Raw genomic sequence first — 24,097 nt, 5'->3', positions numbered from 1 at the left:
ACCGGCCCGATACGGGCAGATCAGCTGGCCCTGAACCGGTCAAAGGCCGTAAGGTGCTTGACCGGGGGATCAGCCTCCCAGCGGTAAATCTCGGTCCGCAGGAAATGCAGTTCCTCGTCCAGCTTTTCCTCCGGTATTTCCACCCACCAGGCTTTTGGCCGGCCATCGGAACCATCCGACCAGCGGTAACCGCGTTTTTTCAGGTGATCCTTCATATCGAAGGGGCTGTTTTCCGCATAAATGCGAGCCCGGGAGCGCTGGCTGGCCTGATGCAGTTCCGCGAAGGGCGCTTCGCCCTGCCCCGGGCGCGCGTGCCCCAGCACCTCCAGAAGAGCGAAACAATCGTCGACAGCGCGATGGCCGTCGTGAAAATAGCCGGACTGCCCGATCAGATAGGCAAGTTTGCTGCCCTCAAAACCCCGTGCCCGCCAGTCGATCTCGGACACTGAACAGGCCCATGCCTTCTCGCGGAAAATCGGTGAAAAAGCCTCGCAGAACGGGCGGTCAAAGCCGGCATTATGGGCGATGATCAGATCCGCCCGGCCAACAAGCGCGCTCAGCCGGTCCATGTCTATTGCCTGTCCGGCGACCATCTCGTCGGTAATCCCGGTCAGGTGTGTGATCTCTTCCGGGATGGCGACACCGGGTTGCCGCAGGCCGCCATAAACGCCGGTAACATCGCCGATCGCGCCGTGATCGTCGAATGTGAAGGCGATGACGCCGATCTCGATGATCTCGTCGGTCCGATGATTGAGGCCCGTGGTTTCGGTATCGAGGATAATGCCCTGACGGGGGAACTCCGGCCGCGGCCGCTCGATGACCGGTCGTGGCATGAGCCTGCGTAAGACGCGGTAATTGCCTGTGGATTCAAGATACCCGGCAAGCGTCTCGTCATCCGCAACACTCGTCTTTGCCGTATCGCGACCAGCCGCTTTTCGCCCGCGTTCACCCTGGGGAAGCCGTGCTGTCGCGGAAGCGAAAAAATCCAACTGGGAGGTCATTATGCGCCTGTCCGTCGTGCCCGGAAATCGAGATTTAAGTACTCCAGCATATGTGCAGAGGCTCACGGTAACAACAGCGGTTGCTCTCATCCACAGAAACTGACCCACACAGGTTGCGGGTTGCACCTTCACGTTGCGATGATAGAAGGGAAATACCGTTCCGTGTTTCAGGAGAGAAGAAGAATGCCGATTCCATCGCTTTCCAACCCGAAGACGCTTGCTGACCAGAGCCGGTTGAAGCTGTTTCCGCTGCAAAGCGGCCCGCAATTCGCCAATGTAAATATCTCCACCGGGGCGAGCGGCATCGTTTTCACCGGCTATACGAGGGATGCGAGCGCGGACAACGACGCCTTCTCCTGCTGCGGCAGCTATACGCTGCGCAACTCCGTCCACGCCGCCATTGCCGGCATGACCAGCGACAATTGCACGCTGTTTGCCCTGAAAAGCGTCATCAATCAGCGCCCATGCCTCGCCGTCGGCGGTTTCGATGCGGAAGGCAAGACCGTGCAGCTGTCGCAGACGGAATTCGAACAGGTCACCAGACCCCTCTTTAATTTCGCCGACAAGGTTTCGCCGATCCTCGGCAGCGAACCGGCCCCGGGTATTCAGGTGCGCAGCGGCGACGCCTCCTACAATTATCAGGTCGATGCCCGCAGCGGCCGCTTCCGCTTCACCTACAAGGACAGCATGAATGGCGGGCTTTTCGGACCTTCGGCCGACGGCAATGTCTCGCTTGAGCACGACGGACACCGGCTTGCCAGAATAAGCGCGGGCGGCAGCTATAGCCAGTCGGACAATTCGATCAGCGGCTCGGCCTACCGGGATATCGATACCCGTGGTTTCGAAGCCACCGTCCGCAGCGGACAGGCCTCAGCCATGTTCGGAAGAACCTATACGGAAAACGCCATCACGCGCAAAATCGGCCTTGGTTATGGCGACACCTCGTTGCGCCGTGAGGACACGCCCGGCGGAACGATCAAGGAAAGCCTCGAACACAAGCTGGAAAAGATCACCCTGGAAGTGTCCCGCACCCGCGACCGGGCAAAGGGCACCGAATATATGCTGACGATCAAGATGCAGCTGTGACGCATTCCGAAGCCGGGGGCGACCCGTCGCCCCGCATGGGCATCGGTATCATCACGCTGCCGCCATCATCGATCATGCGCCTTAACATGATTATTTAAGTTAAGTATTGAATTCGCATCTGCCACGGGGTATCGCCTGAAGTCCAATCTCCAGGTCGGTCATGACGCAGCGCGACGACAAATTCCTTTCGGCATTCCTGAAAACCCAGTCGGATATCAAGCGATACCTGACGCGGATGACGGGCTCGCGCGAGGATGCCGAGGATCTTGCCCATGAGGCATGGATCAAGCTGGCGAGAAACAGCTCGAACGCATCCGCCGCGCCGGTGCCTTATCTCAAGCGCATCGCCAGGTCGCTGGCCATCGATCACGGGCGGGGCCGCAGGCACCGCGCCACGACCGAACAGATCGAGGATGCCCTTTCCATTCGCGACGAGCGCCCGGGTCCGGACCAGCAGGTGATCGACCGTGACCAGATCCGGCAGCTCATGCGGGTCATCGGTGAGCTGCCGGATCGACAGAGAAAGATGCTGGTCGCGGCGCGGCTGGAATTTCGTCCCTATGCCGAGATCGCGGAAGAGTTCCATGTCTCCACCCGCACGGTGGAAATGGAGATCAATCGCGCCCTCAACTACTGCATCGAGAAAATGGGACATGAGCGGCGCAGATAATTTTCGGATTTACCGTTTGTGATCGTTAGAGCTAATGAGGTTCATGTGAAATTCCGGCATCCAGACGGTTTTTTTGATAGGGGTTGCGTGTTGAACGAAGGATCCGATGCGCTCAGAAGAAAGGCCACGACCTTTATCGTCAGGCTGCGCTCCGGCGCGGCCACGGTTGAGGATACGGAGGCGCTCCGCCACTGGCGCAGCCTCAGCGCCGATCACGAACGCGCCTTCGTCGAGGCGTCGGCGCTCTGGCGCGATCTTGGCCCCGCCCTGGAAGCGCAGGCGCAGACCCGCGCCAAAGCCACATCCAGACGATCCTTTCTGGTGGGCGGCAGCCTTGCCGCCGGCCTTGCCGGTATTGCCGTCGCGCTGCCGGAACTCGGTTACCTGCCCTCCATCGGCGCAATGCTTGCGGATTTTTCAACTGGTGTCGGCGAGCAGCAGAATGTCAGCCTGCCGGATGGATCGACCGCTTTTCTCGATGGCGGCTCCGCCCTGTCGCTGGAGCGCGGCGAACGGCAGTTCGATCTCACCGCAGGTGCTGCGGTCTTCACCGTCCAGCAGGCGGCGAACAGTCCTTTTGTGGTCAAAGCCGGCAATGGCCGCGTGCAGGCCTCCGGCGGTGCCTTCAGCGTCACCCATAATGCCAGCGGCGTAACCGTGGAATGCCTGTCCGGCCCGCTCAGCGTCCACTGTCTCGGCGATGCGCAGCTGCTTCCCGGAGAGGCAATCGTCTATTCGGACGCTGGCCTTGGGGAAAAATCCGCGATCGACCTCGAAACGGCATCGGCATGGCGTGAAGGCATGCTGGTCTTCAACAACCGTCCGCTGGAAGACATCGTTGCGAGCCTGAACCGCCACCGGCGCGGCAGGATCATCATTACCCGTCAAAGCCTGCGCTCCCTGCACGTCTCGGGCGTCTTTCAGCTCAACCGGCCGCAGGACATTATCGCCCATCTTGAAGAAACCCTGCATCTTCATGCGGTCGGCGCAGGCGGAATCCTGCTGCTCGTCTGAAGTCTTTCGAACCGGAGACAGCGCTGGATTCCGGACGATCCGAAAATATTACAAAAAAACTCCACAAATCTTTTCGGGTTCATGCGCCTCGGTCGTCTTCCCTATCAGAGGCCGCAGCAAGGCGGCGAAATGGAAGGGAATACGGGGATGACTTTATTGGCGACGGGACATAAATCCGGTGGTCGCGAACGGCGTTTGAGGCTTGCAGCATTCTGCGCATCACTGGCCTGCTCCGTATCCTTGGTTGCCCATACCCAGGCCGTTGCGCAGGAGCTGCGCCAGTTTTCCATTCCAGCCGGGTCCCTCGATGTGGCGCTGACGCGCTTTGGCGCCGCAAGCGGCATACAGATTTTCTACGACGCATCCTTGACGAGAGGGCTCAAGACCTCCGGCGCAGCCGGCTCCCTGCCGCCGCGGGAAGCGCTCGGCAGGCTGCTTGACGGCACCGGCCTCAGCTTCCGCTTCACCGCGCCCGATCGCGTGACGGTTTCCAACGCCTCACAGGTACCGGAAGCAACCTCTGCGGATGGCTCGCTGGTTCTCGAAACAATCACCGTCACCGGCAAGACCGGACGATATGGCAGCCCGGACGCACCTTATGGCAACGATGCCCCGACCGCCTTCATTTCGGGCGAGGATATCGAGCGCTTCCGCGGCTCAAGCCCGGCCGACATGTTTCGCGGCACGGCCGGCGTGATGTCCGGCGAAGCGCGAAACGGCGCCGGCGCCATCGACGTCAACATTCGCGGCATGCAGGGAATGGGCCGCGTCGCCACGACGGTCGACGGCGCCGAAAATTCCGTGACGGTCTATCAGGGTTATCAGGGCGTCTCAAACCGCACCTATGTCGATCCCGATTTCATCGCCGGTGTCGACATTACCAAGGGGGCCGATGCCGCTTCCTTCGGCAATGCCGGATCGGTGGCGATGCGAACGGTCGGCGCCGACGACATCGTCAAGCCGGGCGAGAAATGGGGGCTGAAGGTCAAGGGCGGCTTCGGCACCAATTCATCAAGTCCGACGGAAGGCGCATTGAGCGGCTACAGCTACCAGTCTGGCGCAGGCACCGCGACCCCGTCTGCCGATGGCATGGACAGACCCGCCTTCCTCAAACCGACGACCGGTTCCGGCAGCGTCATCGGCGCTTACAAGGGCGAGGATATCGATGTCGTCGCCGGATATGCGCATCGCCGTCAGGGCAATTATCACGCCGGCAGTCATGGTCCTGTCGCGTCCCCGAAAAACATCGGCGACACGAAATATTGGGGCGGCACTCTGCCCAACACGATGATCAATGAAGGTCTGGCCAATTATCGCGGCGGCGAGGAAATCCTCAATACCGAGCTGGAAACGCAATCGCTTCTGGCGAAGGTCACGGCGCGTCTCTCAGACGACCAGACATTCCAGATCGGTTACATGGGATACAGAAGCGAGGCCGGCGACAGGCTTGCCTCGCGGCTGACCTCGAATACCGGACAGGCGCAGCAGCAGGAACAGACCGTCAGCACCAGCCTCGACACATTTACCGCCAGATACAACTGGAACCCCGAAGACAACGAACTCATCGACTTCAAGTCGAATTTCTATTTCAACCATCTCGAAGTCCGCAACCCCGTGCGCGGCGGGCGTGGCCTGACGCCGGAGAAGATCGGCCTGCCATCAGGCTTCCGGGTCGGCACCGATACCAATATGTGGGGAGCGGAGATTACCAACCGCTCGCAGTTCAGCCTGGATTACGGCGATTTCGACCTGAATTACGGATTTTCCTACCGCGCCGAAGACACCAAGGGCAGCGACCATACCGCCGTTCTGGAGGGCTGGCTGACCCCGCGCGACGCCATTCGCCATGAAGGTGCAGCCTTTGCCAAGGCAGCTTACAAGCCGGTGGACTGGCTTACCCTTAATGGCGGCCTGCGATATTCCCATTACTGGGTAGAAGACCGATTTGATCCCTATGAGCGTTATCAGGCGCGGGACAAGCCGGTTGGCCTGAAAGTGGATGACGGCGGGTTCAGCCCATCTGCCGGAGTGACGCTGGAACCGTTCGACAACACCCAGTTCTACGTCAATTATTCGAATACGCTGCGCTCGCCATCCATCATTGAATCCGTCTCGGCTTTCAACAGCGTCATCGCGAATGCCGGCGTCCTGCCGGAGCGCTCCAGCAACTGGGAAATCGGCACCAACATCATTCGCGACAGCATCTTCTCCGACGATGATACCGCCATGATCAAGTTCGGTTATTTCAACTGGGATGTGAAGAATTACATCTCGCGCACCGTCGTGACCGAACCGCAGCTGACCCTGAATATCGGCAATATTCCGCGCGCCAAATTTTCCGGTCTCGAACTTTCCGGCCGTTATACCAATGGCGGATTTTCGGCAGATCTTTCCGCCAACTACTTCCTGAATGTCGAATATTGCCGCACGACCCAGACCTGCGACAGCAAGTCTCTCTATGGCGACTACGCGACGAACCATGTTCAGCCGGAATATACGGTCGACCTGACGCTTTCGCAGAAATTCCTCGAGGACCGGCTGACGGTCGGCGGCCGCGTCTCCTATGTCGGCCCGCGCGCCATCGGCCACGGCGACGTCACCGCGCAGGGCGCGTCGCAATTCATCGCACTTGTCGACTGGGAGCCCTATACGCTGGTCGATCTGTTTACCGAATACAAGATCAACGACAACATGACCGCGAGCCTGCGGGTGGAGAACCTGTTCGACCGTTTTTATGTCGATCCGCTCGGCCTCGTCACGCAGCCCGGTCCCGGCCGCACCATCTATGCCAGCCTTACCGCGACGATCGGCGGCGGCGAGGCCCTGCCCGGCCTTTCCCCCTTCAGCAGCCCGACGGACGCATCCTTCGTGCGCGACTGGACCGGCTTCCATGTGGGTGCCCATGCCGGCGGCGATTTCCTGAATTTTGCCGGAAATACGACCTCGCTGGATGGCACATTCAACGATGCCGCCGCACGGGAATCGGCCGATTTCAACCTGCGGGGCGGTGCGTTCGGACTGCAGGCCGGTTATGACCGGCAGCTGGAAAACGGCTTTGTCGTCGGCGTCGAGGCCGATTACACCAAGACCTATCTTCGTGGCCTCGAAAAGTTCGGTTCCACCGATCCGGTGCTGGCAAAGAGCGGCCACGTGGACGCAACGACCAGCTACGATATCGACTGGACGGCCGGTCTGCGGGCGAAGCTCGGTTATGCCGTGAATGACAGGCTGCTCGTTTACTCTACCGCCGGCCTGGCGCTGGCGAAAGAAACCCAGTGGCGCGACCAGTATATTTCAGACGGCGCGAGCGCGACCAATCCTCTCGGCTCCGAAACGACGGCATTCTTCGTGGAAAAGGCTTCCGGAACCCGTGCCGGCTTCACCATCGGCCTCGGTGCGGAATATGCGCTGAACGACAATTGGTCGATCCGTGCGGATTACAGCTACAGCCATTTCCGTGCCAAATCGTTCAAGTTCAAGGACGCCCGCGCCGGCACCGGCAAGGATTATCGCACCAGTGAGCAGACGGGCACGGAGATGGTCGATCCCGGTTTAAAGGGCGATCCGAACATGGCCTGGCTTTGCGATTCCATGCCGGAAGTCTGCGAGCCCTATGAATCGCCGATCTACGAATATGTCGATCATGTCGGGACTTCCGGAATTACCAATGGCCGCAACGCTTCCAACTCGCTGAACCTGCATGCCATCAAGGTCGGGCTGAACTATCGGTTCTAAGGACAATCTCCGCAATCTTTCGAGCCGTGCGCCTGCCGGGTGCGCGGCTCGTGTCCCACAGGCACATAAGGTCGCTCACGAAGCCGGACGATTGAGAATAGTTTCGCAACTCGCGGGATTGCCGATGATCTCGCTCGTCCTGATGATGGAGCCCGTATCCGCGGTGATCTTGATGATGCAATCGCGGCGATGCTCCTTGATTTTCATGCCCTCCGTTTCCGTCATGCGGGTCTCGCCGTTCACCGTCTTGTATTCGCGCCGGTTGCTGAGGCCGGCATAAGTCTCCACATCGACCTTCAGCCAGTAGGATTCGGTCGCGCCGTTTTCGATGATGACCTTGTTGGGGCGGCCGAGCCTTGCGATGGCGGCATCACGGGGCTGGCCCACAAAGCCGGCGACCGTGCGGGAAATCTCGGTTTCCCCAACGCTGGTGCACGCCGCAACAATGCCAAGCACGGCAGCCAGACACCCAGTTTCAACCCATTTCATGCCACGTCATCCCCTCATAAAGATTGCCGGCCACAGGCGTTGCGGCCGTCACGAAAGTGCAAATCTAGGCATGATCGTTTTGCGCCGAAAGAAGCGGCGAACGAAATGCCGATCAACTTGTTATGATCGGCTTGCACGGGGCGGTGGTGGTCCACGCCGGACATTGGCCCTCCGCTACCGGTTGCGGAACACCGTGCACGGCACGCCCGCCTGCCGGATCTCCCCGCAAAGCCGGTTGGCTTCGGCGCGGGTCTCGCGGCCGATGCGGGCGGCATAACGCGGGCGTGAACCGAAATTCCCGCCTCTTTGCCTGATGATGAGGGCCCGCTCCGCATTGAGCGGCTCCGATAACCCGCCGATCGCGCGGGTAAACAGCCGGTTCGCCACCGCCGGATTGTAGTGCGCGGCAAGCTGCACACCCCAGGGTGCCCAGTCGGCCGAGGAGACGAGGACCGGATCGTTCATGGTGCGGGTGTCTGCCAGACGCAGACAGGCATCGATGAAGGACCGGCTGTCATCCAGCGCCGGGGCGGCCTTTTCCGGCGGATTGTCCTTCCAGTTTTCAACGGGATATCCGGTGATGGCAAACACGTAATCGCGGGTTTCCATTGGCAGGCGGCCGGTGGCGATGAACGTCCGCAAGCCCGCCTCGCCGGCATTATAGGCTGCGGCGGCAAGGCCGAAATTGCCGAACCGGGCATTCAGCTCGGAAAGATAACGCGACGATGCCTCAAGGGCGGCAATGATGTTGAAGCTGTCTTCGAGGCCACGCAACCTTGCCGTTCCGGGCATGAACTGGGCGATGCCTTCGGCACCCTTGGGACTGACCGCATCGGCCCGGAACAGGCTTTCGCGCCAGATGAGCCGGGCGAAATAATCCGGCGGAACGGAATGGCGGGCGGCCAGAACCTCGATCGCGCGGCACAGGTCACTATTGTAGCTGTCCGCCCGAATGCACAGTTCCGGCGCAATGGCATGGCTGTAGGCACAGGCGTTTTTCGCCTCCGCCGGCTCCCCGGCCCGAGCGCCGCCGCCGGCTGTCGCCAGCAGGCAGAAGGCAAGAGCGACACGGCCTGTCCATATCCCTGCCAAGCGAACGACCCCCGCAAATTCCTGACGCGAAGCACCGATTATCGGGCAATTGCGAAAATATGCCCGCACCTTCGGTCTTGTTCAATGGAAGTTTCTGTTTCGGGCGCCATCAACGGACATCCGCACCGATTGTAGGGCTCGTCACAGAAAACCAGCCAGCCCGGCTACCGGACTGGCTGGAAGCTCTGGTTTACCCGCTTTAACAGGAAATCTTCTAGAATTCCTGCCACTCGTCATGATTGACCGCCAGCGCGGCGGATCCACGCGACGCGACGGGGCGGGATACCGGACGGCGCGGATGGACCGGCGCCGGCCGCGCCTCCGGGACGCTTCGCGAAGACGAAGCCGAACGCGGCGCCTCATCGAACCTGAATTGCCCCAGAAGCTCGAACAGGGCGGTGGCTTCCCGGGCAAGGCTGTGGCTGGCGGCGGTCTGCTCCTCCACCATCGCAGCATTCTGCTGCGTGCCCTGATCGACCGTGTTGACCGCCTGATTGATTTCCGCAAGCGCCGTGGACTGCTCACGCGCGGCTTCGACGATCGCCACGACATTAGTGTTGATATCTCGCACCTGCTCCGCGATTTCCTGCAGGGCCGATCCCGCTCTGGTGACCAGACCGACGCCGTTTTCCACCTGCGACCCCGAGGCGTTGATGAGGCTCTTGATTTCCTTCGCTGCCGTTGCCGAACGCTGCGCCAGTTCGCGTACTTCCTGCGCCACGACGGCAAAGCCCTTGCCCGCCTCGCCGGCTCGCGCCGCTTCCACGCCGGCATTCAGCGCCAGAAGGTTGGTCTGGAAGGCGATCTCGTCGATCACGCCGATGATGCTGGAGATTTCCCGCGATGATTTTTCGATCTGGTCCATGGCGCCAATCGCATCGCGCACCACCTGGCCCGAATGTTCGGCATGGTCGCGGGCCCGGGCGACGATCTTGCCGGCCTCTTCCGCACGCCGGCTGGAATCGTTGACGGCCGTGGTGATTTCCTCCAGCGCGGCGGCCGTCTCCTCGATCGAGGAGGCCTGCTGTTCCGTGCGTTTGGCGAGATCATCGGCAGCGGAGCGTATCTCGTTCGAGCCGGAGGAAATCGCGCCGGCATTTTCCGATACCAGCGTCATCGCTCTCTTCAGCTTTTCCGAGGCCGCGTTGAAATCCGTCCGCAATCTCTCAAGCGAGGGGATGAATGGCTTGTCGATGCTCTGCGACAGATCACCCTCGGCGAGATCGGTGAGGCATTGCGCGAGCTTCTCGACATTCTCGACACGGCCGGTCACATCTGTCGCGAATTTGACGACCTTGAACACCCTGCCGTTGAGATCGAAGATCGGATTGTAGGAGGCCTGGATGAAGACCTTGCGGCCGCCCTTGCCCAGACGCATGAATTCATCTGCCACGAGATCGCCGCCGGCGAGCCTTTCCCAGAACTGCCTGTATTGCACGGACTGCGTATAGGCCGGTTCGCAGAACATCGAATGGTGCCTGCCCTGCACTTCCGCCAGCGAATAACCCAGCGCCGCCAGAAAATTCTCGTTGGCCGTCAGGACCTCGCCATTGGGAGAAAATTCAATGATGGCCTGCGCCCGCGAGAGGGCGTCGATCTTGCCCGCATCTTCCGCCGCCTTCAGTTTGCGCCCGGTGATATCGGTGGCGATCTTGATGACCTTTACCGGCTTGCCACGGCGAAATACCGGATTATAGGAAGCCTCGATCCAGACTTCCCTGCCGCCCTTGCCGATGCGCTTGTATTGCTGCTGGTCGAACTGACCGGCCGAAAGCTTTGCCCAGAAGGCCTTGTAATCCTGCGAAGACACAACAGCAGGTTCAACGAACATGCTGTGATGCCTGCCGACGATTTCCGAAAGCTCATAACCGAGTGCGCGACAGAAATTCTCGTTGGCGGTGAGAATTTTCCCCGAAAGGTCAAATTCTATGATGGCTTGCGACTTGGAAAGCGCGGTAAGAACCGCGAAAGCATTGGCACCACGATCAATGAAACTCACGAGCAATTCTCCGATGACAGATAAATGATTTCTGTTGAAAATCATTCAATAATATTACGATTACATCGTTAAACAATATTTAATGATAAAGTTGACATTCGAAAACTTGTTCGACAGGCGAGTGCCAGCATCAAACCGTATTGCATTTCTTTTCGCAGTTTTATCCGTCCGGCATAAAGCGCGAAGACGCAACGTAACAATCACGCATTATTGCTGTTTATACTTCAGACGCCGGACGAATCGGATAGGGCTGTCCTTCGCCGAGACGATCCGGCCTGTCGTCATCTTCGGGAGGAACCATGATTGATGCCGTAACCGCGCTTGCCGTATGGACCTATATTGCCGGATTTCTGTTTCTGACGGCGCGGCTGGCAAGAAAGACGGGAGAGCCGATCTGGCTTTTCGCAAAAGGCCGCGAGCGGCAAACCCTGCCCGCCACGCTCTTTCGCCTTGCCTTTCTGCTCGGCGCTCTTCTGCCTCTCGTTACCCTGTGGCTGGAGCCACAGGAGACGGTCTGGCTTCTGAGCCGCGGCAATCCCGGCGCGACAATCCGTATCGGCGGCATGGTAATGGTGCTGGCGGGCGGCCTGATCGCACTTTATGCGCAGAACCATATGGGCAGGTCATGGCGCATCGGGGCGGCCGAGGGCCATCTCGGCACGATCGTGGATAGCGGTCCTTTCGGCTTCTCCAGAAATCCGGTCTTTGTCGGCCAGATCGTGCTGTTTGCCGGGCTGGTGCTGGTGTTTCCATCAATTCTGCAGCTTGCCGTCGCCATCGCCCTTGTCATCGCGGTGTCGCTGCAGGTGACTATTGAAGAACGGGTGCTGACGAAAGAGCTTGGCCCGGAATATGACGCCTATCGGCGCAGGGTGAGGCGCTGGCTGTAGCGGCCGTCTGACCGGGACCGACCGCGGCTCTTCGGCTTTTTCGGAACATTCATCCCCCGCAGGCATTTTATGCCGGATGGGGGGCCGGCCGTGGCTGGCGAATTTTCTTGCCCTTTCGGGGGCAATACGAAAATCAGTTCCAACGTGGAGGAGCACGCAGATGAAAAAGAACACGATCTGTATCTGGTACGACAAGGACGCCGAGGCCGCCGCCAGATTCTACGCCGAGACCTTTCCCGACAGCGCCGTGACCGCGGTTCACCACGCGCCGAGCGACTATCCCTCCGGCAAGAAGGGCGATGTGCTGACGGTGCAGTTCACTGTTGCCGGCGTGTCGTGCATCGGCCTCAATGGCGGCCCGGTCTTCAAGCAGACCGAGGCTTTCTCGTTCCAGATATCGACCGAAGACCAGGAAGAAACCGACCGTTACTGGAACGCCATCGTCGGCAATGGCGGAGAGGAAAGCGCCTGCGGCTGGTGCAAGGACAAGTGGGGTGTCTCCTGGCAGATCACCCCGCGCGTGCTGATGGACGCCATGGCGGCCGGCGGCGCGGAGGCCAAACGCGCCTTCGACGCGATGATGGACATGAAGAAGATCGACGTCGCCACCATCGAGGCAGCACGTCGGGGTTGATGCGGGCAAGCTGTTCAGCAGCAAGTAGAGAAACGGTCGTGACCCCGTAATAACCTGAAAGATAACGGGAAATTCCGGTTCGCAGCCTTTCTGCCTTTCGCTTTGCCGCGCAGATCGTCCTGCGCGGCCAGTCATCATAAAACGTTCAACAAAGTGTAAGCCATCCGTCAAAGACGGCTGTTAGCAGAGCCCGTGGCTTCGTGCTGAGGATATGACGTCCCTGCCGGTCAGGCCATCATTCCATCAACGGGGCTCAACTCATGAAATCTTCCGCTCTGACTTCTTTCGCGGCCGGCGTCGCCATTGCCGCCGCTCTCGGCGCAACAGCCGCCCACGCAGAAAAGACCAAGTTCGAATTCTGGTACGGCCTTTCCGGCGACCTTGGCGACCGCGTTCAGGATACCTGCAAGAAGTTCAACGACTCGCAGGCCGAATTCGAGATCGTCTGCACCTCGCAGAATGATTACGACGCCACGCTGCAGAACACCATTGCCGCTTACCGCGCCAAGAAGCAGCCCGCCATCACCCAGATCTACGACGCCGGCACGCTGGACATGATGCTGTCCAAGGCTTTCGTTCCCGCCAAGAAGCTGATGGCCGACAACGGCTACAAGATCGACTGGGACAATTATTTCCCCGGCATCGCCAATTATTATGCCACCGCTGCGGGCGAGCTGAACTCCTTCCCCTATAACTCCTCCACCGCGATGTTCTATTATAATGTCGACGCTTTCGAGAAGGCCGGCATCACCTTCAAGCCGGACACCTGGGAAGAGGTTCAGGAAGCCGCCACGAAGCTCAAGGCCGCCGGCTTTGAATGCCCGCTGGCCTTCAACTTCGACACCTGGATGCTGATGGAGCAGTTCTCCGCCATCCATAACCAGCCGATCGCCACCAAGGGCAACGGTTACCAGGGCCTCGACGCCGAACTGACGATCAACAAGACGAAATTCGTCGATCACGTGAAATTCTTCAAGAAGATGCAGGACGAGAAGCTGTTCGTCGTCAAGACCAAGCAGCTCGGCATGGACATCCTGCCCGCCTTCACCTCGCAGACCTGCCAGATGTTCATGACCTCGATCGCCAATCACGGCACCGTCGCCAAGACCATGCCGGAAGGCGTGAAGTGGGACGTTGCGATGCTGCCGGTCTGGAAAGGCACCGAGCGCCACAATTCGCTGGTCGGCGGTGCGTCGCTGTGGGTCATGGCCGGTCGTCCGGATGCCGAATACAAGGGTGCAGCCGCGTTTCTGAACTTCATCGCCCAGCCGGAGATGGTTCAGTGGTGGTCTACGGTCACCGGTTACATTCCGGTCACCAAGACCGGCTTCGACGCCATGAAAGCCAATGGCTTCTATGACAAGGCTCCCTATAAGGGCCGCGAAAAGGCGATCGAAAGCCTGACCTTCACGCCGCCTTCGGAATATACCCGCGGTATCCGCCTTGGCGGCTTCACGCAGATCCGCAAGGAAGTCGCCACCTCGCTCGAAGCCATCTTCATGCAGAATGCCGACGTCCAGGCTGAACTCGACAAGGCTGTCGAGCGCTCCAACGCCGGCCTGCGCCGCTTCGAAAAGACCTATGCCGGTGCCAAGCTGAACTAAGCTCGCGTCGCCTTCGAAGGACTTGCCCGCACCGCCTCGCGCATTGCGGGCAAGTTCGCCCATCTCTCCAGTATTGCCGGTTTTTTCATGGAAAAGCGCGCCGTCTTCAAAAGCACGTGGTTGCCCGTGCTGTTCGCCCTGCCGCAGCTTCTGCTGATCTTCCTGTTCTTCTATTGGCCCGTGGCAGCGGTCATCAACTGGGCCTTCACGCTCGAACCACCCTTCGGCGGCGCTGCGGAATTTGTCGGCCTTGCCAATTTCGAGGAAACCTTCCTCGATCCGCTTTACTGGCAATCCGTGCTGGTCAGCATGGTTTTCGCCGTTGCCGGCCCGTTCTTCACCATCCTCATCGGCCTCGTGCTGGCGCTGTGCGTCGATCGCGCCCTGCCCGGCTCCGGTTTCTTCCGGGTGCTTTATATCCTGCCCTATGCCATCGCGGGTCCTGCCGCCGGCATGGCCTTCCGCTTCATCCTGTCGCCCGAGCGCGGCCTTGCCGCCTCCCTCAACGCCTGGTGGCCGGATATCTGGAACCCGGCCAAATACGGCGAACATGCGCTGATCCTCGTCATCGTCATCTTCATCTGGAAATGGGCGGGATACACCTTCATCTTCCTGTTTGCTGGCCTGCAATCCGTGCCGCGCTCGCTGACGGAAGCCGCCGCCATGGACGGTTCGGGCCCCATCCGTCGCGCTATCGACATCCAGGTGCCGCTGCTCGCGCCCACACTATTCTTTCTGACCGTCATCATGATGACCGAAGGCTTTGTCGGGGCGGATACGTTCGGCATCGTCGCCACCACTACCGAAGGCGGCCCCAACCGCGCGACGGAAGTGATGGTCTACCGCATCGTCAGCGAAGCCTTCGAGGGGCTGAACTATTCCGGCGCCTCGGCGCAGAGCCTCGTCCTCATCGGCCTCATCATGGTTTTCACCTTCATCCAGTTCCGCTTTGTCGAGCGGCAGGTCCATTACAAGTGAGGCGGCGATGATCCAGCGCACCCCCTATGCCGACGCACTGACCTATATCCTGATGGTCGCCGGTTTCCTTCTGCTCATCGGCCCCTTCGTCGTCATCATCGCCGGAGCGAGCCAGACGATAACCCAGGTCAACAGCGTACCGTTCAACTTCATGCCGCAGGGCGAATTTTTCGCCAATGCCGAGACGGCCTGGAAACGTGCCAATCTCGGCAACGCGTTGTGGAACAGCATGATCATGGCAACGCTCGTCACGATCGGCAAGGTAGCCCTTTCGGCGTGTACCGCCTTCGCCATCGTCTTCTTCCGTTCGCCGCTCAAACATCTGTTCTTCTGGACGGTGTTCATCACCCTGATGTTGCCGCTCGAAGTGCGCGTCGTGCCGACCTATTCGGTGGCCGCCGATCTGTTCCAGCCGTTCCGTTCCATTCTCGGCCTGTTCGGCATCGAGGTGACGGTGGAGTGGAACCTTCTCAACTCCTATGCCGGGCTCACCCTGCCGCTGGTCGCCACCGCCACCGGCACCTTCCTCTACCGGCAGTTCTTCATGACCATCCCGGACGAGCTGGCGGAGGCCGCGCGCATGGATGGTTCGGGCGCGATACGTTTCTTCGTGGAAATGCTCCTGCCATTGTCACGCACCAACATGGCGGCGCTCACCACCATCATGTTCGTTTATGCCTGGAACCAGTATCTCTGGCCGCTGCTGATGGTCACCGACCCTTCCTACAAGACGGTAATGATGTCGCTGCGGGCGCTGTTGCCCGCCGAAGACGGCACACCGGACTGGAACGTCACGCTCGCCGGCTCGCTCATCATCATCACACCGCCGCTTCTCGTCGTGGCCTTCCTGCAACGCTGGTTCGTCCGCGGTCTCGTTTCGTCCGAGAAGTGACGGCGCGCGGTTTTCAACAACAAGGTTTCCCATCATGGCTCAGATCGATATCCGCCAGGTCCGCAAATCCTACGGCAAGACACCCACCCTGCATGGCGTGGATCTCTCTTTCCAATCCGGCGAATTCGTCGTCATCCTCGGCCCCTCGGGCTGCGGCAAATCCACGCTTCTGCGCATGATCGCCGGGCTGGAAGACATTACATCAGGTGAAATCGTCATTGGCGGGCGCGTCGTCAACAGGCTCGAACCGCGTGAACGCGGCTGCGCCATGGTGTTCCAGAATTATGCGCTTTATCCGCATATGTCGGTCGCCGGCAATATCGGTTATGCGCTGAAGGTTGCCGGTGTGGCCAAGGCCGAGCGCCTGCGCCGCATCGAAGAAACCGCAAAGATCGTCGGCCTTTCCGACTATCTGGAGCGCAAACCCGCCGCCCTTTCCGGTGGCCAGCGCCAGCGCGTCGCCATGGCCCGCGCGATCATCCGCGAACCGCAGGTGTTCCTGTTCGACGAGCCGCTCTCCAACCTCGACGCCAAGCTGCGTGTCACAATGCGTGCCGAAATTCGCAAGCTGCACCAGCGCCTGTCCGCCACCTCCGTTTTCGTCACCCATGACCAGGTGGAAGCGATGACGCTGGCCGACCGGCTGGTGGTGATGAACAAGGGCAATGTCGAACAGGTCGGCCATCCGCTCGATATCTATCATCGCCCGGCCACCACCTTCGTCGCATCCTTCATCGGCTCCCCGGCGATGAACCTGTTCACGACAAGGGTCGAAGTTGAATCACCTGCCGTGATGCTGGGCGGCGCAGCGGTCAAGCTCTTCCCGGAGACCGGCCTTGAACTGCGCGGCCGCGACGTGACGGTGGGCATTCGCCCGGAACAGTGCCTTGTCAGCACGGAAGAAGGCACGGGCGTACCGGCAATCGTCGATTTCGTCGAAGAACTCGGCTCCGGCCGCATCGTGCATGCCGAGATCACCGGCGAAACCTTCTCCGCCGCAATCGGCGAAGACCTTTCGGTCAAACCCGGCCAGCGCATCCACCTCACCATGCCACCCGCGCACCTGCATTTCTTCGACCCGGCCACCGGCAGGCGGATCGAAACGGAAGGAGCAGCCGAGACCAATAACGTCGGCAAGGAGGCATTGCTGGCGGTCTAAAAGACAAGGACTTTCGGCTTACCCCTTCACGCCTGACGAAATCATGATGGCCTCCGTCACACGGCGCTGGAAGATGACGTAAGCGATGATGACCGGTAGTGCTGCGAGCATCGCAACAGCCATCAGGCGCGCATAAGCGACACCGAAGGCGTCGTTGACCTGGGTGATGCCGACGGGGATCGTCATCATGTTTTCCGAGGTGACGACGAGGAAAGGCCAGAAGAAGGCGTTCCACACCGAAATGAAGGTCACGATCGCCATGGCGGTCGTGATCCCCCAGTTGAGCGGCAGATAGACCCGGAACAGGATCGTGTATTCGCCGCCGCCATCCAGCACCACCGCCTCGCGCATCTCCTTCGGCACGCTGTCGAAGAACTGCTTGTAGACGATGATGACGATGGGGGTGATGAGTTGCGGCAGGATGATGCCGGCCCAGGTGTTGATGAGATTGAGGTTCTTCATCAGGATGAATTGCGTGACGACAAGTGTCTGTGCCGGCACCATGAAACTTGCCAGCACGATGCCATAGAGCAGCCGCCGTCCCGGAAAGCGGATCTGCGACAGCGCATAGGCGCACAGCATGGAAATGAACAGAACGGAGACCGTGACGATGACGGCGGTGCCGATGGAATTGACATACCAGGTCAGCAGCCGCGTGTTGAAGATGGCGTTCACATAGGCGCCCAGCTGAAACTCATCCGGCAGCAGCGATGTGTTGCCGGCAACATTCTCATCGGAACGAAGCGACGTGACGAAACTCCAGTAAAGCGGAAAAATCCACACCAGCGCCGCCGAAAAGGTCAAAAGGGTGAGAACAATATTCTCGAGTTTTCGGGTCGGGCTCATGAGTTCCTCCGGATGCGCAGCAGCTGGAACTGAAGAACGGAAACGATAACGATCAACAGGAAAAGCACAGTCGCGACGGCCGAGGCATAACCGCCATTGTTCATCTGAAACGCTTCCCGGTAGACCTTGAGGAGAAGCACGAAGCTGGAATTGAACGGGCCGCCGCCGCTTAGAAGATAAATCTGGTCGAATATCTTCAGCTGCAGGATCAGTTGCAACGTCAGGACAAGGGCCGTCACGGGCCACAGAAGCGGCCAGGTGACGCGGCGGAAGCGTTGCCAGGTGGTGGCGCCATCCAGCGCCGCCGCTTCATAAAGCTCGGCCGGAATATTGCGCAGGCCGGCAATGAACAGCAGCACGTTAAAACCGTTCGTCCACCAGATGGTGACGACAGCGACCATCGGCATCACCCAATAGGGGTTCTTGAAGACGGCGACCGGCTTGCCCGCCAGCAGCGAAATGACCGGCTGCAGAACACCGAACTGCAGATCGAGCATCCAGGCCCAGATCTCCGTCACCACAGAAACCGGCAGCACGTAAGGCAGGAAAAACAGGCTCATGGCGATTGTCTGCCCGATGCCCGACAGCCGGCTGACGGCAAGCGAAATCATCAGCGCGATGACGGTGGTCGGCACCACGGTCAAGAGAACGAAATAACCGTTGTTCTTCAGCGAGGTGACAAACAGCCGGTCGCCCAGCAGTTTCGCGTAGTTTTCAAACCCGACCCAGTTTCCCTCACCGATCAGCGGCGCATCGGTAAAGCTGATGCGCACCATCTCGATCAGCGGATAAAGGAAGAAGGTGGCGAAGACGACGATGAATGGCGTCACCATCGACAGCGCGATCAGCGATTTCTTCCGCCGGTTTTCAATCATTGCCATGGAATGCCTCCGGGCCTGTGCGCATTGCGCGATGCCCTCCAGCCATTGGGGCCGGAGGGCAGTCGTGGATTATTTGAGTTTGCCCTGAAGTTCGGACTGGATCTGCTCGACGGCCTCCGCGCTGCCGACAAAACCCTGGATGGCCGGTGCGATGACGTTGAGTGCCGCGTCATAGGCCGGAGAGGCAACCCCGGTAATCGTGGTCTTGGGGTCAAACACCGCCGCCTCCGCCAGCGTGGCATAGGTGGCGTTGGGCTGCATGGCCTTATATTCGGGACTTTCGGTGATCGATTTATAGGCTGGAATATGCCCGGCATCGGCCCAGCTGATGGCGTGTTTTTCCATCCAGCCGATCACCGTCATGACGGCGGCGCGTTTTTCGCCGGAAACCGTCTTGTCGCCTTCATTGGGGATGGCAAAAGCGTGGGAATCCGCCCAGGTGGCGCGTTTGCCCATCAAAGGCGGCACTTCCACCGCGCTCCATTTGAAACCGAGCTTGCCGTTCTTTTCCAGATCCTTGTAAGTCGGCACTTCCCAGACGCCATTCAATTGGAAAGCGGATTTGCCGGCGGAAAACAGCGCCACCGAGGCCTCATATTCCGCCTGTTCCGGCGCCCAGCCGTTTTCCCGCCATCTGGACATGGTGTCGATGGCTTTTGCGGCCTTTTCGGCATTGTCGCCGGCCAGAACCTCCTTGCCGGTGACGAGTTCGCCACCCTGCTGCGACAGCAGCGTGTAAAACACCCGCCACACTCCGCCTTCACCGCCCGACTGATAGGTGATCGGCGTCTCAACGCCATTTTCCTTCGCCCAGGCGAGCGCCTTTTCGAAATCCTCGATCGTCTTGATGCCCGTCAGCTTGCCTTCGGCATCGAGATAGGGAGAGCCCTTCAGAAGATCGGCATTGTAATAAAGGACAAGGGCGTGAATATCGAACGGCACGGCATAAAGCTTGCCATCCTGGGTGGCCGCCTCCACCGGCGCGCTGAAGAAGTCTTCCGTCTTCAGCCCGGCATCCTCAAGATCCTTCGCGGTGATTTCGCTCAGCACTTTTTCTTCAAGGCCAAGCGGCGCGCGCGACAGGTGATAGGTCATGATATCCGGCCCTGAACCCACCGCAGAGGCCGTTCTGACCTTGGTGTAAAAGGGAACGCCCCATTCCAGCGTCGTGCCCTTGATCTGGATATCGGGATGTTCCTTGTTGAAGGCCTCGATCAGCGCTTTCATGCGCACGCCGTCACCTCCGGCCAGAAAGTCCCACCAGATGATATCCTGCTTGGCAAGCGCCGGCATGGCGGTCAAACCCAGAACCGTGCCGATAAGCAATGTCTTGATCAATCGCATCGTCATTCCTCCCGTTTCTTGAAACACCCCGTCAGGGGATGGTTTGCTGCATCGAAAGGCGCCTCCTCGCGCCTATCGCAACCTTTTGCCGTCGCTGTCGAAAACCAGAATCCGGTCGGGCGAGGCGTTGAGCGAGACGGACCGGCCATCCAGCTGCTCGCGAGAGCCCTGCCGCTGCACGATTAGCTCCTTTCCCGCCCCGGTGCGGGTATAGAGGTAAGACAGATCGCCAAGCTCCTCGGCCACCTCGACGATGACGGGCAAGACGCCCTCATCCGTGATCGCCAGATGTTCCGGCCTGATGCCGATTTCCAGCCTCTGGCCGGGTGACACCGGTTGCGACAACCGCGCTTCGAGAGGCCGCTCGCCGCCTTCGAGCGCCAGCGTCACGCGGCCATCGCGCTGCTCCACCACATCGGCCTGCAGGAAATTCATCGCCGGCGATCCGATAAAACCCGCCACGAAACGATTGTCGGGATCGTCATAAAGCGTCAGCGGCGCGCCCGCCTGCTGCACGATGCCGCCCTTCAGCACGAAAATCCTGTCGGCAAGCGTCATCGCCTCCACCTGATCATGCGTGACATAGATCATGGTCGCGCCGAGCTTGCGGTGCAGTCGCGTCAGTTCCAGCCGCATCTGCACGCGCAACTCGGCGTCCAGATTTGACAGGGGTTCATCGAACAGGAACACCTTCGGCTGCCGCACGATGGCGCGGCCGATGGCCACACGCTGCCTCTGGCCGCCTGAAAGCTGGGAGGGCCTTTTGTGCAGATGCTCGTCAAGCTGCAGGATACGGGAGGCCTCACCCACCCTCTCATTCACCTCCGCCTTCGGCCGGCGGGCAAGCCGCAGGCTGAAAGCCATGTTCTCGAACACCGTCAGATGCGGATAGAGCGCATAATTCTGGAAGACCATGGCAACGCCGCGATCCGCCGGTTCGACCGCGGTGACATCGCGGTCGTCAATGGCGATGCGGCCGCCACTGGTTTCCTCAAGCCCGGCAATCATGCGCAACAGGGTGGATTTTCCGCAACCGGAAGGCCCCACGAACACCGCGAAACTGCCGGTCGGGATTTCCATCGAGACGTCCCGGATCGCTGCGAACGATCCGAAGGACTTGGCGATATTGTTGAGACGGACACCCATCACCGCCTCACTGAACCTTCAGGCGCAGCACATGGTAGGACAGGGCCGGCACGGAGCCTTTGAGCGCCCCATCCTCGACAGCGACGCCACTGCCCGGCACCGGCACGACGCGGTCGGGCTGGTCGGGGCCGTTTCCGACCCGCAGGTCATATCCCGCCATGGCAAGATGCAGGCTGAGGGTGGCGGATGAAAATCCGGTGAGGCTGACATTGATCTCCGCCGCCTCGGTGAGATGACGGTTGAGGACAAACAGCGTCACCACGCCTTCTTCCTCGCTGAAGACCCCGGCAACATCGAGATATTTGACGTCGTCAGCCGCGTTGCAATCGTAGGTCGGGCAATCGACCGCGACATTCAGCGCAACGCCACGGCCATAAAGCGAGGCGAACTGATAGGGGTAATAGATCGTCTGGCGCCAGGCCGGCCCGTTCTTTTCCGCCCGGATGGGGGCGATGACGTTGACGAGCTGGGCGATGCAGGCGATGCGCACCCGGTCTGAGCGGCGAATGAACTCATTCAGCAGACCTGCAACGAAGAGCGCATCCTCGAAATTATAGGTCTCTTCCAGCAGGGCCGGCGCTTCCGGCCAGTCCCAGCTCTTGATGCGTTTGCTGTCGTCTTCGCGAATGTGATACCAGACGTTCCATTCGTCAAAGCAGATGGAAACATCGTTTTTGGCGCGCTTCTTGGCCTTCACATAATCGATGACGCCGGCAATCGTCTGGATATAACGACCGGTCTCTTCGATCTTGCCGAAATAATTCAGCGTGTCGCGGCTGTTATTGCCGAAATATTTGTGCAGCGAGATATGATCGACATTCTCGTAGCATTCTTCCAGCACCTCGCGTTCCCATTCGGGATAGGTCGGCATGCCGTCATTCGAACTGCCGCAGACGATCGCTTCAATGGTCGGGTCGAAGCCCTTGAAAGCCTTGGCGGTTTCATTGGCGAGCCGGCCATATTCCACCGCCGTCTTGTGGCCGATCTGCCAGGGGCCGTCCATCTCGTTGCCGAGGCACCACATCTTCACGCCATGCGGTTTCTCGGTGCCGTGGCTGCGGCGCAGATCGCTAAGCTCGGTACCACCTGGAAAATTCACATATTCAAGGAAGTTGCGGGCATCATCCAGACCACGGGAGCCGAGATTGACGGCCAGCATCATCTCGATGCCGGCCATAGAGGCCCAGTCTGCGAATTCATTGATGCCGATCTGGTTGGTTTCCTTCGACCGCCAGGCGAGGTCCAGACGAATAGGCCGCTTGTCGCGCGGGCCGATGCCGTCTTCCCAGCGATAGGCCGAAACGAAATTGCCGCCGGGATAACGGATGGCAGGAATTTTCAGGTCCTGCACGAATTTCAGGACATCCTTGCGAAAGCCGTTCTCATCCGCCTGCGGATGGCCGGGCTCGTAAATCCCGCCATAGATCGCACGCCCCATATGTTCGATGAAGGCGGAATACAGGCGATCGTCGATACGCCCAATCCGGAAGTCCCGGTGGACTGAAACCCGCGCTTTCATAGGCTCTCCTCCCTGCGCATTTACATCATAAAATATGATATAAACCATATTTGATAATATAGTTGCCGAGGGAATCCGCGCCTGTCAACCGCGAAAATCATACTTTTAAAATTTGAAGGCTCAGTCTGCCGTGCGCAGGCGCAGGACAATGTCCTGATCGTAATTTCCGAAACCCCGGCCGAAGATATTCAGCCCGCCTGGATGTTTCGCATCGGCCTTGACCTCGATGCGCAGGCGGATGGAACGATGGCTCACCAGATCGATATCCGCCAGCGTCACATCCGAAATGCGGGTGCCATCGACATAGGTTCCCTGCGCGGTGATGCGCCAGGTTTTGAGCATGCCATATTGGGAACCGGAAAGTTTCCACCAATCGGGCGTAAACACACCCCGCTTGTCCCCGAAGTCGCCCGGCGAGGTCCACACGCCGATTTCCCTGCCGTTGACGGATAGGGTTATGTCCGACGGCCAGTTGCTGTGTGTTCCCGGCACCTCGGAACTGACCTCCATCGAAAACTCGATTTCCTCGACATTTCGGCCCTGAATCTTGGCATTATTGGGGAATTGATATTCCACGAAGCCGGAGGTCAGCCATAAGAGCGCCGTCTTCATGCGGTCAGGGTCCATGAAGGTATCGGGCACATCCAGAAGCCCGATTATGCCCTCCGGCGAACAGATGCCGCAGGGTGCCGTTACCGAACTCTGGGTGTAAAGACCAAGCGGCATGGCCACCGCAATGTAATTGGAGGCCGCCGGCGTCTCGGGTTTTCGGAAGGAAACGATGAGTTCGTCGCAGGTGGCAAAGCAGACTTTCTGGCTGCCCTTGCGCGCCTTGCGCGTCTCGGTTCGCAGCAGCCCCGCCTCTTCAAGAACGGCCACACCGGCGGAAACGGTGGATTGCGGCAGATCCAGCCGCTGCGCGATCTCGTTGACATTCAGACCGCTCGTCTCGTGCAGCAGCTTCAATATCTGCACGCGGATCAAAGATGCGGCCGCTTTCAGGACATCGAATTCTTTTTCAGCATCAACCAGGAGGAAATTGGGGGCCATTCTCTAATCTTCAGATTTATCGATCCAGATCAGGATTTCTGGCTTAAATACCCTATACTTGTCCAGTG

General features: G+C 59.7%; 20 protein-coding genes. 10 read left to right on the top strand and 10 right to left on the bottom strand.

The window, feature by feature from the left end:
- Positions 1-20: 20 nt before the first annotated feature.
- Positions 21-1,001: a 3'-5' exonuclease gene (locus N434_RS20430; RefSeq protein ID WP_110760077.1), complete on the bottom strand. Its 981-nt coding sequence runs from the start codon at positions 999-1,001 to the stop codon at positions 21-23.
- A gap of 183 nt (positions 1,002-1,184) precedes the next feature.
- Between N434_RS20430 and N434_RS20425 the strand changes: the two genes are divergently transcribed.
- From N434_RS20425 to N434_RS20410, 4 genes are all read left to right on the top strand, one after another.
- Entirely contained in the window at positions 1,185-2,087 is a 903-nt protein-coding gene (locus tag N434_RS20425; protein ID WP_065116489.1) for a hypothetical protein, read from the top strand.
- Positions 2,088-2,247: 160 nt separating this feature from the next.
- Positions 2,248-2,757, top strand: a complete 510-nt coding sequence (locus N434_RS20420; RefSeq protein ID WP_065116490.1) for an RNA polymerase sigma factor — start codon at positions 2,248-2,250, stop codon at positions 2,755-2,757.
- A gap of 87 nt (positions 2,758-2,844) precedes the next feature.
- Positions 2,845-3,771: a FecR family protein gene (locus N434_RS20415; protein ID WP_110760076.1), complete on the top strand. Its 927-nt coding sequence runs from the start codon at positions 2,845-2,847 to the stop codon at positions 3,769-3,771.
- Between the two features lie 156 nt (positions 3,772-3,927).
- Positions 3,928-7,506: a TonB-dependent receptor domain-containing protein gene (locus N434_RS20410; RefSeq protein ID WP_286172357.1), complete on the top strand. Its 3,579-nt coding sequence runs from the start codon at positions 3,928-3,930 to the stop codon at positions 7,504-7,506.
- Positions 7,507-7,581: 75 nt separating this feature from the next.
- Here N434_RS20410 and N434_RS20405 read toward each other — a convergent pair whose 3' ends face one another.
- The 3 genes from N434_RS20405 to N434_RS20395 all read right to left on the bottom strand — a co-directional run bounded on the left by N434_RS20405 (position 7,582) and on the right by N434_RS20395 (position 11,086).
- Entirely contained in the window at positions 7,582-7,995 is a 414-nt protein-coding gene (locus N434_RS20405; protein ID WP_110760075.1) for a hypothetical protein, read from the bottom strand.
- A 174-nt stretch (positions 7,996-8,169) separates the two neighbouring features.
- Positions 8,170-9,087 carry a lytic transglycosylase domain-containing protein gene (locus N434_RS20400; RefSeq protein WP_110760074.1) on the bottom strand — a complete coding sequence of 306 codons (918 nt, stop codon included), beginning with the start codon at positions 9,085-9,087 and terminating at the stop codon, positions 8,170-8,172.
- 214 nt (positions 9,088-9,301) lie between these two features.
- Positions 9,302-11,086, bottom strand: coding sequence for a methyl-accepting chemotaxis protein (locus tag N434_RS20395; protein WP_110760136.1), 1,785 nt, complete (start codon positions 11,084-11,086; stop codon positions 9,302-9,304).
- A gap of 299 nt (positions 11,087-11,385) precedes the next feature.
- Here N434_RS20395 and N434_RS20390 point away from each other — a divergent pair, with 299 nt between their 5' ends.
- The 6 genes from N434_RS20390 (at position 11,386) to N434_RS20365 (ending at position 17,243) form a co-directional block, all read left to right on the top strand.
- The gene (locus N434_RS20390) at positions 11,386-11,976 is read left to right on the top strand and encodes a methyltransferase family protein (protein WP_110760073.1); all 591 of its coding nucleotides are present in this window, start codon (positions 11,386-11,388) and stop codon (positions 11,974-11,976) included.
- A gap of 160 nt (positions 11,977-12,136) precedes the next feature.
- Entirely contained in the window at positions 12,137-12,610 is a 474-nt protein-coding gene (locus N434_RS20385; RefSeq protein ID WP_065116496.1) for a VOC family protein, read from the top strand.
- Positions 12,611-12,870: 260 nt separating this feature from the next.
- The gene (locus N434_RS20380) at positions 12,871-14,214 is read left to right on the top strand and encodes an extracellular solute-binding protein (protein ID WP_110760072.1); all 1,344 of its coding nucleotides are present in this window, start codon (positions 12,871-12,873) and stop codon (positions 14,212-14,214) included.
- Between the two features lie 87 nt (positions 14,215-14,301).
- Positions 14,302-15,192: a carbohydrate ABC transporter permease gene (locus tag N434_RS20375; protein WP_110760071.1), complete on the top strand. Its 891-nt coding sequence runs from the start codon at positions 14,302-14,304 to the stop codon at positions 15,190-15,192.
- A gap of 7 nt (positions 15,193-15,199) precedes the next feature.
- Positions 15,200-16,084 (top strand): ABC transporter permease subunit, encoded by an 885-nt coding sequence (locus N434_RS20370; RefSeq protein WP_110760070.1) that lies wholly within the window; start codon positions 15,200-15,202, stop codon positions 16,082-16,084.
- Positions 16,085-16,118: 34 nt separating this feature from the next.
- Positions 16,119-17,243: a sn-glycerol-3-phosphate import ATP-binding protein UgpC gene (locus tag N434_RS20365; protein ID WP_110760069.1), complete on the top strand. Its 1,125-nt coding sequence runs from the start codon at positions 16,119-16,121 to the stop codon at positions 17,241-17,243.
- Positions 17,244-17,261: 18 nt separating this feature from the next.
- Here N434_RS20365 and N434_RS20360 read toward each other — a convergent pair whose 3' ends face one another.
- From N434_RS20360 to N434_RS20335, 6 genes are all read right to left on the bottom strand, one after another.
- Positions 17,262-18,089, bottom strand: a complete 828-nt coding sequence (locus N434_RS20360; protein ID WP_046800433.1) for a carbohydrate ABC transporter permease — start codon at positions 18,087-18,089, stop codon at positions 17,262-17,264.
- Positions 18,086-18,970: a carbohydrate ABC transporter permease gene (locus N434_RS20355; RefSeq protein ID WP_065116501.1), complete on the bottom strand. Its 885-nt coding sequence runs from the start codon at positions 18,968-18,970 to the stop codon at positions 18,086-18,088. Before N434_RS20355 ends, N434_RS20360 begins: the two co-directional genes overlap by 4 nt.
- 69 nt (positions 18,971-19,039) lie before the next feature.
- Positions 19,040-20,314: an extracellular solute-binding protein gene (locus tag N434_RS20350; protein WP_110760135.1), complete on the bottom strand. Its 1,275-nt coding sequence runs from the start codon at positions 20,312-20,314 to the stop codon at positions 19,040-19,042.
- Between the two features lie 72 nt (positions 20,315-20,386).
- Complete coding sequence (locus N434_RS20345) at positions 20,387-21,460, bottom strand: ABC transporter ATP-binding protein (RefSeq protein ID WP_110760068.1); 1,074 nt, start codon at positions 21,458-21,460, stop codon at positions 20,387-20,389.
- A 7-nt stretch (positions 21,461-21,467) separates the two neighbouring features.
- Positions 21,468-22,979 (bottom strand): arabinosylfuranosidase ArfA, encoded by a 1,512-nt coding sequence (gene arfA, locus N434_RS20340; RefSeq protein ID WP_110760067.1) that lies wholly within the window; start codon positions 22,977-22,979, stop codon positions 21,468-21,470.
- Positions 22,980-23,099: 120 nt separating this feature from the next.
- Entirely contained in the window at positions 23,100-24,029 is a 930-nt protein-coding gene (locus N434_RS20335; protein WP_110760066.1) for an ArsR/SmtB family transcription factor, read from the bottom strand.
- Positions 24,030-24,097: the final 68 nt, after the last annotated feature.

This window comes from Rhizobium sp. UGM030330-04, assembly GCF_003208455.1.
Taxonomy (GTDB): Bacteria; Pseudomonadota; Alphaproteobacteria; order Rhizobiales; family Rhizobiaceae; genus Agrobacterium; species Agrobacterium rhizogenes_A.
Note: the sequence above shows the minus strand (reverse complement) of the source record. Positions and strands in the feature narration are given on the sequence as shown.